10 protein-coding genes are annotated in these 14,334 nt (G+C 38.2%); 2 read left to right on the top strand and 8 right to left on the bottom strand.

Annotated features, from left to right (window positions below):
- Positions 1 to 195 precede the first annotated feature (195 nt).
- Positions 196 to 1,176 (top strand): GlxA family transcriptional regulator, encoded by a 981-nt coding sequence (locus AACS90_RS21605; protein WP_099121470.1) that lies wholly within the window; start codon positions 196 to 198, stop codon positions 1,174 to 1,176.
- Between the two features lie 30 nt (positions 1,177 to 1,206).
- Here the strand turns inward: AACS90_RS21605 and AACS90_RS21600 are convergent, their stop codons facing one another.
- The 8 genes from AACS90_RS21600 to AACS90_RS21565 form a co-directional block, all read right to left on the bottom strand.
- Positions 1,207 to 2,475, bottom strand: coding sequence for a YbiU family protein (locus AACS90_RS21600; protein WP_099121469.1), 1,269 nt, complete (start codon positions 2,473 to 2,475; stop codon positions 1,207 to 1,209).
- A 207-nt stretch (positions 2,476 to 2,682) separates the two neighbouring features.
- Entirely contained in the window at positions 2,683 to 4,251 is a 1,569-nt protein-coding gene (locus tag AACS90_RS21595) for an AbgT family transporter (RefSeq protein ID WP_099121468.1), read from the bottom strand.
- A 294-nt stretch (positions 4,252 to 4,545) separates the two neighbouring features.
- Entirely contained in the window at positions 4,546 to 5,586 is a 1,041-nt protein-coding gene (fbpC, locus tag AACS90_RS21590; RefSeq protein WP_099121467.1) for a ferric ABC transporter ATP-binding protein, read from the bottom strand.
- A gap of 15 nt (positions 5,587 to 5,601) precedes the next feature.
- Positions 5,602 to 7,680 (bottom strand): ABC transporter permease, encoded by a 2,079-nt coding sequence (locus tag AACS90_RS21585; RefSeq protein ID WP_099121466.1) that lies wholly within the window; start codon positions 7,678 to 7,680, stop codon positions 5,602 to 5,604.
- 116 nt (positions 7,681 to 7,796) lie between these two features.
- Positions 7,797 to 8,828 (bottom strand): ABC transporter substrate-binding protein, encoded by a 1,032-nt coding sequence (locus tag AACS90_RS21580; protein WP_099121465.1) that lies wholly within the window; start codon positions 8,826 to 8,828, stop codon positions 7,797 to 7,799.
- Positions 8,829 to 9,710: 882 nt separating this feature from the next.
- Entirely contained in the window at positions 9,711 to 11,018 is a 1,308-nt protein-coding gene (uhpC, locus tag AACS90_RS21575; RefSeq protein ID WP_099121464.1) for an MFS transporter family glucose-6-phosphate receptor UhpC, read from the bottom strand.
- A gap of 78 nt (positions 11,019 to 11,096) precedes the next feature.
- The gene (locus AACS90_RS21570) at positions 11,097 to 12,644 is read right to left on the bottom strand and encodes an MASE1 domain-containing sensor histidine kinase (protein WP_099121463.1); all 1,548 of its coding nucleotides are present in this window, start codon (positions 12,642 to 12,644) and stop codon (positions 11,097 to 11,099) included.
- A gap of 3 nt (positions 12,645 to 12,647) precedes the next feature.
- Complete coding sequence (locus AACS90_RS21565) at positions 12,648 to 13,277, bottom strand: response regulator transcription factor (protein ID WP_099121462.1); 630 nt, start codon at positions 13,275 to 13,277, stop codon at positions 12,648 to 12,650.
- Positions 13,278 to 13,739: 462 nt separating this feature from the next.
- Between AACS90_RS21565 and AACS90_RS21560 the strand changes: the two genes are divergently transcribed.
- Positions 13,740 to 14,288, top strand: a complete 549-nt coding sequence (locus AACS90_RS21560) for a cysteine hydrolase family protein (RefSeq protein ID WP_099121461.1) — start codon at positions 13,740 to 13,742, stop codon at positions 14,286 to 14,288.
- The last annotated feature ends 46 nt before the right edge of the window (positions 14,289 to 14,334 follow it).

Here is a 14,334-nt window from a genome sequence, read left to right as displayed (position 1 = left end):
GCAGTTTAGCAATTGGTGTAAATTAATACTCTGATATATTGGTCATTAAAACTGAGAATATTGCCATTTGGCTTTATTGAAACTAAATATTAAATATTATATCCCCGTTATTTTTTAAGTTTTAGCTTTGTTGGCAGTATCCCGAAACTCCGTAAGGAATTGGTAAGAAGGGTACATGATGTCCGGAGACTGGGTATGAAAATAGCGTTTGTCTTATATGATAGAGCATTACAAAGCGGAATTACGTTTGCATCAGATATGCTGAATAGTGCCAGTAGCCTGAGAAGCCATACTGCGCAGAAAAAGCAGCCGCTTTGTATGTCTGTTGTGGGAAGTGAGCAGAAAAAGCATCAACAGACACCGCAAATTCTGTTACATACCCACCATACATTTTCAGACCCTGTTGATTTTGATTTGGTTTTTCTACCCCCGATGTGGGGAAATCCATTTCCTGCAATGGGAAATAGAGAGGATATTTTCGCATGGCTGCGCCGGCAAAAAGAAAATAATGCAGTTATTGTTGCAACCGGCACAGGCGTATTCTGGCTGGCTCAGGCGGGTTTACTGAACGGAAAAACAGCAACAACGCATTGGTCATTTTATGACAAGCTTATTTGTGGTTTCCCGGATGTTAAGGTTAACCGTAAAGCTGGCATTACTTATAATGATAATATTTATTGTGTCAGAAGTATTAATTCTCAAACGGAGTTGCTGGTTTACCTTATTTCTCAGTTTTTTGGTCTGAAAATTGCGAGAGTGATTGAGAAACATTTCATGCACGAAGTCTCTGACTTTCAGTCTGAGCCCTTCTTTCAGATGGGGGGGAATACACAATTTGATGAGGTGGTATCAATAGCCCAGAGCTATATTCAGAAAAATATAACTTCATCAATCACCATTAAGGAAATTGCCAACTATGTTGGGGTTTCGGAGAGAACGCTGACACGTAATTTCATGGCGCAGATTGGCGTTTCTCCGCATAAATACATGCTTAATTACCGTTTATCGACGGCAAAACAGTTGTTGAAAGATAATAACCTGAATTTATTGAATGTTGCACAATTAGTCGGATTCAGAGATCCCCATTATTTCAGTAAAGTGTTTGAGAAACATTTTGAATTGACACCTGTAGCTTACCGTAACTTGGTAAAAGCAAAGGCATTCCGTGCCGATTAGCTGAAAGACTGCTTTACGCATTACATTATCTCAAAATGCCTTATTTTTTAGGCCAAGCCCCTGTAGACCGATTGTATTGAGTTCTGCGGAAGTAAACCGGTTCTTCCAGTTTTTTTCATAATGCTCCGGAGCAAAATCTGCCGGAGATATACCCTCGTCAAGTGCTGTTGCGACATGATGAGCATAGGCCAGATTTTTATCACATAACGGTGCCGCGGGAATATACATCACATTTCCCCAGCCCTGTTGATTTTCAACAGGGGCAACTGAGTGAATCAGATCACAATGCCACCAGACTGAGTCACCGGCCTGTAGTGCCGGAATACTGCATAATCCCCGAATGAGATGAGGATGCCATTGCTCTGAGATAGGAAGAGCTTTACCGGGAACCATATCGCACAACTCATCTTCAGGAACATCATTCAGCAGTGGACGCAGCAGGATATAGGCTATTGCTTCGGGAACAGGGACAACATGCAAAAGTCCCTGACCGGTCAATATGTCAGACAATGCCGTCCAACCCTGAAATGTTCTGAAAACAGAGCATCTTGTTTTATGATCGAATTCATTCACATCGGGGCGATAGGCGGCATCCCAGGGATCATATTCTGCAAATCGGTTAGTAAAAATGTTTTTGAATACATTTTGATAAGCGGGCAGTAACCAGCGTTCCAAAGAGCCAGAATCGATATGAGCTCCCAGCCCTTTGGAATTCGTGCCCGGAGGCTTGTGACGAATACGGTCAGGATAAATCATACTGACATTAGGATTAAACCAACTCACTCCGGTTGATTCAAATTTCCACAGGTGATTCAGAAAAGATTGTGTCAGCGCCATTCTTTCACTTTGTCTGGCCTGCATCTGTGCCTGCGACCAGTAAATAGGATAAATTTCCGGGCGGGATGTTTTAAGAGTGCCGAAGTAATTATCTTTTGGCCCTTGATAAAGACGATCAAACTCATTGATATCAAGGTAATCAAGCATTGATTTATCCCATTCTATTGCCTGAGAGCGTGGAAAATTTTGCCTGATGACTAAACCGCCACGACGCTTGATTTTCTGGATGGCTTCTTCTGATACTTTACCTTCAGCCAAATCATGCCAGTGTAGCTCAGGCCAGGCACTGCCGAGATTTTTTTCATCTTTTTTAGCTTCGGTTAACTCTTTTTCTATCTTGTCACATACCTGCAAAAAGAGCGTTTCCACATCCCCGATTTGCTCGCGCAGAATTGGTTTCATCTGACGAATTTTTTCACGGTAATTATCAGGAACACTGGTGGGATTCGAAAAGGTATTCATAGCAGCCTCCTTAGTATAAAAATCAATCTAACCTCGATCCATAATATAGCAATCAGGTTTTAGTTAATTTGTGATAAAAATTTTGAGGGAGTATTTAATGCTTTGTTTTAATTGAGTTATGAAAAATAGTTTAATGCTTATTTGATAATGAAAAATATAGAAATTATTGCCCTGTAAATGCTCAGGGCAATAATGAATCTACCGGTATTAACCAGCGGGAGTATAGTAAATGGGGGAACCCGGGCCGACAGGCAAACCAAGAACAAAGACCCAGAGATAGAAGAACAATGACCAACCCACCATAAATACCACGGAATAAGGCAACATCATGGTGACCATTGTTCCGATACCGGCATCTTTTTTATATCTTACGGTAATTGCCATAATCAGCCCAAAATAACTCATCATCGGGGTGATGATATTGGTGACAGAATCACCAATACGGTAAGCAGCCTGAATAGTTTCTGGAGCGTAACCCGCCAGCATCAGCATAGGTACAAATATGGGGGCAGTTACGGCCCATTGTGCTGATGCTGATCCAATCATCAGATTAATAAAAGCACAAATCATGATGAAGCAGATAAATAACAGGCCACCGTGTAGGTTAATATCATTGAGGAAGGTTGCCCCTTTTACTGCAATGATTTGACCAATATTTGTCCAGCCAAAGAAGGCAACGAATTGGGAAGCGAAGAAAATAATAACCAGATATAAACCCAGATTACTCATGGACTGCGCCATGCCATCGACTACATCTTTATTGGATTTGATGGTTTTGGCGACATAGCCGTAGACAATGCCAGGCACAGCAAAGAAGATAAAAATAAAGACAACAATAGATTTCAGGAAGGGTGAATTGCCGATTAGCCCAGTTTCCTGATTACGTAATATACTGTTTTCCGGTATAACGTTCAGTGCCAAAATGATACTGAGAGCAGCAAACGTTAGTGAAGCGGCGATAAGCGCTTTCTTTTCCTGGGGAGTGATTTCAGCGGAACTTTTAAACGTACTTTCATCTTCATTCAGGGTAGTTGTATATGGGCCTAATTGTGGTTCAACAATTTTTTCAGTCACCAAATAACCCAGAATAGAAATCAGGAAAGTACTGGCAAACATGAAATACCAGTTAGCTTCAGCCCCAACGGTATAGGACGGATCGATGATTTGTGCCGCCTGCTGTGTAATTCCGGAAAGCAGAGGATCAACCGTTCCCAATAATAGATTGGCAGAATAACCACCGGATACGCCGGCAAATGCTGCTGCCAGACCTGCAAGTGGGTGGCGTCCAAGGGAGTGGAAGATGATAGCGGCCAGTGGAATCAGTACCACATAACCCAGTTCGGAGGCAGTATTTGACATAATACCGGCAAACACAATGGCTAAAGTGGTTAATTTGGGTGGTGCTTTCACCACGACCAACCTCATCAGAGCAGACAGCATACCTGAGCGTTCTGCAATACCGACACCAAGCATGGCAACTAACACTGTCCCTAAGGGAGCAAAGCCAGTAAAGTTTGTCACCAAATTAGAGAGAATTTTACGAATTCCATCTGCATCAAGTAAGCTGACAATATGGATCACGCCATCTGCCGCCCGGCCTTTTGCCCCTTCAGGGCGTGGATCAATAACTGTGATGTCAAAATATTGCCCGATTGCTGAAGAGGCTAACAAAATAGCAATAAGGATAATAAAAAGAATAACAGGATGAGGTAAAGCATTTCCTAGCCACTCTACTGTTCGTAGAAAGCGGTTTCCGTTTTGTTTTTTAGTTAACATAGTTTCTCCTTCTAATACAGAGCAACGGAAGTTACATAATGTTTTGATTTTTTGCTATATAGTAAATATTCGAGTGTTGGATGGGGTAGCAGGTAGTGTTTTATTTTGTTGCTGTTTTATTTTCTTTTTGTATCAATGTATTGATAAAGGTGATTATTGTTTTTCATAGGAAAATAACTGGGAATAATAGAAATAATATATTTTTAAAGTGTGTCCTATGTGGCATTTATATAGATATTAAAAAGCCCTGATATAAAAATCAGGGCTATGTTTCATTTTTAAAATCGTTACTTTTTATTCGTTCAGAACAAATATTCCTAATGGATGAATATCCAGATAATACTCTTCTCCAATACGGGGTTGTAATTGTGTCGCATTAATTTGTAACAATAATGTTTGCCCATGCCAGTCAACAGTGACTTCATATTGTGTGCCCATATATGCGACATGACTGATTTTGCAGAGCTGAATTTCATCTCCCTGAGACCTAAGAGTAATGGCTTCAGGGCGAACACCTATAGTAATAAGTGAGCTCGTTGTGACGATATTTGTAGGACGAGGTAACCGATATTGGCAAATCTCGATGTAATCTGTTCCCAATATGGCAGGGAAAATATTAGCATCTCCCATGAAATTAGCCATAAATCGTGAGGCAGGTTGGCGATAGAGGGTTTGTGGTGAACCCATCTGCATAATTTTTCCTTTATCCATAACTAATACAGTATCGGAAACTGCAAAGGCTTCACTTTGATCGTGAGTGACATAAAGTGATGTAATGTTGAATCGTTGCTGCAATTCGCGAATTTTTTCACGCATACTGCGGCGAAGATTAGCATCAAGGTTACTTAATGGTTCATCGAACAACAATACCTTAGGCTTGAGGATTAGCGCACGAGCCAGAGCAACGCGTTGTTGCTGACCACCAGAAATTTGGTCAACATAACGATCTTCAAACCCACTTAAATCAACTAATTCCAGCGCTTCCCTGACACATTCACGGATTTCTGCTTTAGATCGTCCAAGCATTTTCAGCCCATAGCCGATATTTTCTCCTAAGGACATATGTGGAAAAAGGGCATAAGACTGAAACACCATGCAAATATCCCGTTGCTGGATAGAACGTTCAGTGACATCTTCACCATCAATGTAAATATTGCCTTCAGTCGGTTTTTCCAATCCAGCAACTAGACGAAGCACTGTGGTTTTGCCGCATCCTGATGGTCCAAGTAATGTAATCATATTCCCCTGAGGGATGGATAAATTGAGTGAGTCGATAACGATATTATTGCTAAATCGTTTAGTTACATTTTTCAATTCAACGAAATGTTGTGTCATGTTGCTACTCCATAATTACTGAGTACTTTTGGCTTTAGAACGTGCAACACGAGCTTCGCCAACTAAATAGTCAAATAGGAAAATTATCGCTAGCATTACAACAATAAGAATTGAGCCATAAGCGATAGCTAACCCATATTCTCCATCTTCAACACGGTTCAAAATATATGCTGTTGCTACACGAGTATCCGGTGTTACCAGAAAAACAATGGCACTGACTGTTGTAATGGCCCGGACAAAACTATAAATCAGCGCGGATAATATGGCTGGACGTAATAATGGAAGAAGAATATATAATATTGTTCTCAATGAACCTGCTCGTAGGCTGAGAGAAGCTTCGTCCAGCGATTTATCAATTTGGCCAAGCCCCGCAATACCAGCACGGATACCGACAGGTACATTTCTCATCGTCATTGAAATGATAATAATTATTGCTGTGCCAGTGAGATAAAAGGGAGGTTCATTGAAAGCAAGGAGGTAAGAAACACCAGCTACTGTACCAGGAACAGCAAAACAGAGCATGGTTGTGAATTCGATGGTTTTTTTGCCACGGAAATCCTGACGTACAACAATGTAAGCAATTAATAAGCCTAAAATGGCGGTAATAGGCGCTGCAATTCCAGCATAAAGCAGAGTATCCAGTAAGGAAGGCCATGCACCATCACTCATTCCTTGACCAAATAGGTTGATAAAATTATCAAGTGTCAGCGTGTAATCCACCCCCCAATTTACAGTGAAACTGCCATAGAAAATGCTGCCATACAGTAAAATGTTAAATGTTACCCAAATCAATAAGAAAATATGAACTCCCAATATTAGGGAAGTTGGTAAAGGTTGTACGTCACCACGATATGATTTGCCGGAAACGGTTACATAGGAGCGTTTGCCAATCCACATATATTGGATACAGAAAACGAATAATGAGAAAATCAACAATGATGCTCCCAGTGTGCTGGCTGCTTGATAATCAAGCTGGGAACCTGTGATATAGAAATAAATCTGGGTGGCTAGAACATCAAAACTTCCTCCTAATACCAATGGATTACTGAAATCAGCCAGTGATTGAACGACAACAATCAGAAATGCATTAGCAAGTGCCGGTTTTAGCAATGGAATGAAAACATAAAAGAAAGTTTGGTAGCGATTGGCTCGAAGTGTGTAAGAAGCTTCTTCCAAAGAGGGATGAATAGTCTTGATGGCACCATCTAATATCATAAATGCCATTGGGGTAAAGGCTAGAACTTGGGCAACCCAAATCCCTGTAAAACCATATAGCCAGTTCGTATTAGTTAAACCAAACCATGTAACCAGTAATTCCGTAATATATCCGGATCGCCCCATCATTAGTGTGACACCTAAACCAACAACAAATGGTGGTGTGACAATTGGTAGAATAGAAAATATTCGGCCAATAATAGCTGAGCGTTTGGCGATTCTGGTAGTGTAAATCGCTAATACTAATCCAAAGAATGTACATCCGATCCCAACGGCTATAGAAAGCAGAGCTGAGTTGGCAATAATCCGTAGGATATGGGATTGTCCCAATATTGAAATAAATGTAAATGGAGAGAAGTGTCCTGATTCGTCCATAAACATTGGAATAAATATCGCAATACTGGGATAAACAATGAATATACCTATTAGCGTGACGATTGCTACTAATGAGCCAATAACAAAACCATCACCGCCAAGCCATTCTAGACGAGCAAGGGCAAGGGTAATCACGGCTCCCAGAGAAATAAACAAAGTGATAGTTGCATATCCTAAACCATGGCCGGATAGTGCAGAGCTAATAATGATAAAGACTATACATAGTAAAGCATACCCAGCATCAAAGTAGTGACGATGAGAGTTGTTACAACGAGAAGCGATTCGTGGGCGTAGTAGCAATATAGAGGGAAGCAGGAACCACAATATACTGAGATTGATACTATTCCAGCCGTAGGCTGCCAACATTTCTTCTTTTGTTGAATCGAGAAGACCGTAATCCAGACTCCATGATGGCAGCAGGGCAAATGACAGCCATGCTAGCATAATCCACCAGAAAACAGCGTCCCGACCTTGCTTTTTGTGCAAGGTAAGGGAGTGAGACATAAAAATTCCCCAATAAAAGTTTATTATGATAAAAAGATTGAAATTGTGTTATTAACAGGCGAGCTCATATTAATGGCTCGCAGCTTAAGCAGGTATCACAGTGTGATAAAGGAGGTTTATTTACCCATTTTCACTTCAGTCAACCATTTATTGATCAATCTCTTACGTATTTCACTGGCACCATATTTATCCATGTCATAATTGATGAGATTTAATTCGGCTGGGTTTAATGTCATTGGTGAAGATTCTGCTGTACTATTGGTTAGAATTTGATAGGACTTACCTTTTTTCCAGCTTATCTCTTGAGCTTCTTTAGATAGAGCCCAATCAACAAATAATTTAGCATTTTCTATATTCCTGGCATTTTTTATAATACTGACACCACCGATTTCATAGCCGGTACCTTCACATGGAGAAATTAGTTTAATCGGTGAGCCATTTTCAGCTTCCAATGAGTAATCATGTAAAAAACCGATACCAATGGCGGTTTCTCCACGAGCTGTATTACGCGCAGGTGCAACACCAGATTTAGTGTATTGGGATATATTGCTATTTAATTTATGCAGATAATCAAAAGCATTTTCTTCACCCCATAATTGGGCAAATGTAGCCAGTGCTGTATAGGCTGTTCCTGAACTTTGTGGGTCAGCTATTTGTATTTCGCCTTGGTATTCCGGCTTAGTCAGGTCTTTCCAACAGGTAGGTATCGGTAAATTCTTCTCTTTCAGGCGTTCTGTATTTACGCCAAAACCTAGAATACCCATATATATTGCAGAGGTATAGTTGCCTTTACGTTTAGCTGGGTCACGAAATTGCGGAATTATCTGATCTAAATTAGGGGACTTATAAGGTTGTAATAGATCCATTTCTCCCGCTTGAGAATGTGGATCCAGTGTACCTCCGTACCATACATCAGCCTGAGGGTTACGTTTCTCAGCTTCAATTTTGGCTAATGTGCTACCGGTACCATTACGAATAAATGTCGTTTTGACATTATATTTTTCACTAAAAGCTCGAGTTTCTGTTTCACACATAGCGTTGGTTGCACTGCAATAAACGACTAATCTTCCTGCAGCTTGAGCTGTACTACTCATGGCAGCTACGGTTAACCCAGCTATGAGAAATGCGGATAATGGGCTTAACTTCATTAACTCTATCCTTATGTCAAAATATTATTTTGGGATTTTTTGATATGAATATTAATAAGTTTATTTCTTATTCACCCTATAAAAATAAGGTTTTCTAATTCATTCAGTCATTATGATGATTAGGTAAGTCATTTTATGCAAATCTACAGAGTAAAATTGCAAGGAAGATAACAATTTTAATATATTTAACGGATGATTTTTATTTTTTTTTGAAAGCATAGAGATGATGATTACATTAATATTTAAATTTTAAAATCTCTAGTGAAATGATAAATTATTGAAATATTATTTTGTTTTTGCTGGCTTTGTTATTTTAATAAATTGTTATCTCAGATAATATGCGGATATTCTGTTTTTGTTTTCTTATTAAATTGAAGTTGTAATTTTTTTTCTAAAAAATTACAACATAATGAATGTGTTCACGTCCAAGATATGAAATATAGGAATAGGAGAGCATGATTGTTTGATAATATCATCTTGAAAAGATAGGAGAATGAATGAGATTTTATTTTTATTTTTGTTTTTTATAATTTAATAATTTCTGTTTTTTTTATGAAAAATCGAAAAGAAAATATTTTCTTAAAATATCGATGAGAGTGGAGTAACTTGCAGGTGTATCATTAGATTATGAATAGCCAAAACAATAGTTCTCTATAATATCTTATTAATTTTATAGGTAATTTTATCATGACAATGTGAAAGATTAAAATTTAACTCCTGTGTATCAAATTTTAATCTTCCCATGCTTATTAATAATATTTGGTATAGGGTGAGTAATATTTGAATCGATGTAGTCGTTTTCCGTTTATTTTTTGTCAGATTAGTGATTTTAATACTAAGCTAACATTAATTGTTATCTACTTCTATTTTTCAGGTTATCTTCTATTTATTGACTGAATGCATCTTGTTGTATTTATTAGAGTCGGATATCAGTAGTGGCATCAATAATAATCCCATTAAGGCGGCAGCAATAGTAAGCAAAGCAAACATTCCTGTCCAATCATAGTGATTAATGATTTGACTCAATGGCCAGCCTGCAATGGCAGCACTAAAATAGGCATACACTCCCAGATATCCTGTAACTGTACCAGCTGCTTTCTTATGACAATATTCTGTTGCTGCTAGGCCAATTAACATTTGTGGCCCAAAAACGAAAAAACCAATACTGAAAATACAGAAGGATAATAGTAGATAATTCTGCATAGGAGCCAGCCATAGCGCAGTGACTGAAAAAAACAATCCAAGAGAAAACAATAAAATAACAGGGGCACGCTGGCTGCGGAAGAATAGGTCAGAACTCCACCCAGAACAAAAAGCACCTAGTAAACCCCCTAGTTCAAATAGTGAAAGAGCTGCATTCGCACTGAGTAAATTGGAACCGTGTCTTTCTAATAGCCAAATATTTCCCCAGTCATGTATTGCTGTTCTGATGAAATACACCAAAATGTAGGAAAATCCTAGTAGCCAGATGGTGTGATTAAACACAATGTTTTCTTTTAAAATTTTCATCATGGGCATTGAAGGGGATAATTTTTCTTGCCGTAACTCTATTTCATCTTGTCTCCAGACTCCAACACTGGGTAAGCCATGTTCCTGAGGAATACCTTTTAACTGCCGGCATAACCAGATGCCCAGTATTATGCTGATCACTCCGGGGATTAATAGTGAAATTTTCCAGCTGTAATTAGTTGCCAACAAAGCAGAAAGTAGTGCCAGCAAAATTCCGCTTATATTTATGGAAATATTCCAACAACCCCACCAAAACCCTCGTTCATTATGCGAATACCAATAAGTTAATAATCGCGCACAAGGAGGCCATCCCCACCCTTGAAAAAAACCATTTAGTGTCCAGACAATTAGCATGGCAGATAGGGACGAACAAAAGGCAAATATAATGTTAAGTATTCCTGTTGCTAATAGCCCTATTCCCATAAACCAGCGGTATCCGGTATTATCATGGAAAATACCGGATACAAATTTTGAACAGCCGTAGGAGAGGTAGAATAGCGTTGCTATCCAGCCAAGATCATTTTTATCTAACGTGAATTCTATTTGCATTGCAGGCATAACAACATTTAGGCTTTTTCGTGTTAGTTGAAATGCGGCATAGCCTATAATCATTGATATCAATAAATGACGTCGCCAATAGCGATAATTTTGTGAAATCTGTGCATTGCTATTGGTTTGCATAATGTGTCTCCATAAAATAAAAAATGTATTAATGCCACTAAAATTTAGTGAGATTAAAAATCAAAGATTAAAATCTGATTATTTAATGTACTCATTAGAGTTTATGGGTAAATTAACCGTTATGTGAGTCCCCTGCTCAATTTTTAATTTCCAATGCCCACCTAGAACGTGAATCCGTTCTTCAATACCTTTCAACCCTAACCCTGATTTTTTCTTATCATCTGCTATACCGATTCCATTATCACTGACTCGGAGTTCTATAAAATTGTTCTGTTGTCTTAATGTGATGATTATTATGCTTGCATTAGCATGTTTACTTATATTATTCAGTAACTCCTGAACAAGACGATACAGAGTTAAGATGGTAGTACTGTTATGAAGCTCCCGCGATAGTTGATAATCAAACCGACAGGTAATGTTTTGTTCTTCAAATGCGAATTCACTTACAAGATGGCGAATTGCCTGTTCAAATGACATTTCATCCAAAGCTGGTGGACGTAATTCACGAAGAAGCTGGCGAGTGGCCTGATGGATCTGTTGAGCGAGAGATTTAATTTGTTCTGCTGCTTTTATTGCTAATGGTGAGTCTGTTGTACGTTTTACTAATGTGGACTGAATTTGAATAGCCGTAATGTTTTGCCCGATCTCGTCATGTAATTCTCTGGCAATTTTTTTGCGGGTATCTTCTTCAATGTGTACTAAATTCTGCATTAAGATATAACGTGCAGTTAGTTCTTTCTCCAATTGAATACGGTAGCTGCTTAGATTATTTGCTAGCTGTTGTTGACGGCTAATCGCTATACCAAGTCCAATACCTAATAGCGCCTGAGTTGTTAAAAATATTTCTAGTTCCTGTAATTCACTAAATGAACCACTAGACTGACGAGCAAAGGTTACAACGAGGCTCCCCAATAACGCGGATAATACTCCCCCCTGCCAGCCATAATGGTAGGCCATAAAAACATTAGGAATAAATACTAAAATAGATATAATTCCTTCAATTTTAGGGGATAAAAAAAATTGACCACTAATTCCTAGTAAACTGAATAAAAAACACCACATAAGCAATGACGTATGTAGTTGTGGGTAGGTTGAGCTATGTGTAATATCCTGAGGTTTTAAGTTTTGTTCATATATATATATATAAATCAAATAAATAAAAGGGGAGAGTAGAACTCCACCAGTTAGAGAGGTGAGGAAAATAAGACTAGCTTCACAGGATAATAAGCTATTAAGACAAAGGGTTTGTAATAAGCTATTGATGATGACAGAGGTAAGTAAGATAGAAAGTTGTTGCCAATAAAGGGAATAACGCTTCCATATCTGTTTAATACTTAAGACTGTTATTACGCTTATAATAGGGGAAAGTAATATAGCTAGGTCTAAAATGAGATGCTCAATAAATAAACATGTTAATATGCTCGTTTCACTGCCAATCAGGATTGGTAGGTAACGTTTCCATAGCAAAATCATAAGTACTAGTCTCAGACCCTGTGGTAAAAAAAGGGCTGCCTGTTGCCCATTTTTACTCAAATAAAAACTAATTATCCACAGTGAAGTCCAGATAATGGAATAGAAAATCAATAAAAACAGAGATTGCAAACCAAAGCGTGTTTTCCAATTCATCTATTAGCCTGTAATAATTTGGTGTTTTAATGCGTAATGGACGAGCTCAATGGTGGAGTCACACTGTAATTTACTGAGAATATTTGCGCGGTGGACATGGACAGTTTTAGGGCTCAGTTTAAGTTGTTCTGCGATACTTTTCGCATTCATCCCATTGATTAAAAGATTAAAAATTTCTCGTTCTCGGGGGGTTAGTACTTGTAGTACATCCAATTCTTGTGGCTTTTGGCGTAACGCCTTCATTGCATCAGCACAAAGGTAAATTTCTCCCTTATGGACTGTACGTACGGCCTGCACGAGTTCTTCTGCTCCACAGCATTTTGTCAGATAGCCACGAGCTCCTGAATCAAGCGCAGTTTGCACAAGAGCAGCCGTATCATAAATACTAAGCATAATAGTACGAAAATTGGGCTTTTGGGGACGTAGCCGTGCAAGAAGCTGCAAACCATTTTCATGTGGCATGGCGATATCCATGATGACAATATCAATTTTCTTTTTCAGCAGGGCGGGCCATGCTTCTATACTATTGCTGTATTGTCCTACTATTGTAATATCATCTTCAAGTGTCAGTAGTTGGGCAAACCCTGAACGAACTACAACATGATCATCAATAAGTGCAACTTTTATCTTCATTTTTCGTTATAGGGTATTTATTATAAATTATTTATATATCATGATGTTCATGAAAAAAATTTAGTGCAACTAAATGCGTTAAATTTGCAATGAAGATAACAAATTAGATTGTTATTCTGGTTAATTACATTGTTTTTAATTTATGTTGGTTATTATTTCTTTTTTTATTTATCTGTTTTTTTGATGTTATCTGTCATTAAATTAACCTGAATATATAAAATAATAATGGGTTTTTATTAGATTATTTATTCCACAATTCGGGAAGGATGAATATACTACAAATAGCGGTGTTTTCTTTATCCAATAATAAAAATAAATTTGTTATTTATTGATATAAAAGGGGTTTTATATGTTATTTAAATAACGCTATCTTATAGTGGCTATTTTCTTATATATAGTGAATTATAAACAGTAGTTTCATTTCATACTAATATTTCTTCATGTAAAAACAAGGTTGGCTAAATGAAAGCACTTATCGTAATTGACATGTTGAATGATTTTGTAACTGGCGCTCTCGCAAATGAAGCGAATGTAATTCCCATCGTTCCTGTAATACAGAAAATGCTCAATTATGCCAGAACTAATCCTGACTGGTTAGTTGTGTATGCCAATGATTCACACTGGGAAGATGACCGGGAAATAGCTATTTGGGGTAGACATGCCATGAAGGGGACATCTGGTGCTGATGTTATTGATGCTCTAACTCCCATCGGAGCAAAGCGTGAAATCGTCACCCCTAAACGGTTTTATGGTGCTTTTGATGGTACAAATCTTGGCGCTATCTTCGAACAACATGGTGTGACAGAAGTGGTATTGACTGGTCAGCATACCGATTGTTGTGTTCGTCACACAGCTTATGGTGCGTTTGTTCGTGGTTATGGTATTAAAGTATTATCTGATGCTGTTTGTGTTTTTCTGCAAGCAGATCAGAATGAAGCCCTCAATTATCTTAAATCAATTTATGGCGTTGAAATTACAACAAGTACAGAGCTTGGTGTATATTCGCTATAACTATTTGATGAATGAAGCCCTTTATATTTGGATTAACTTTTCAGAA

This window comes from Xenorhabdus sp. KK7.4 (assembly GCF_963876465.1).
GTDB classification, from domain to species: Bacteria; Pseudomonadota; Gammaproteobacteria; order Enterobacterales; family Enterobacteriaceae; genus Xenorhabdus; species Xenorhabdus stockiae.
This window is presented reverse-complemented; position numbering and strand designations above follow the sequence as displayed.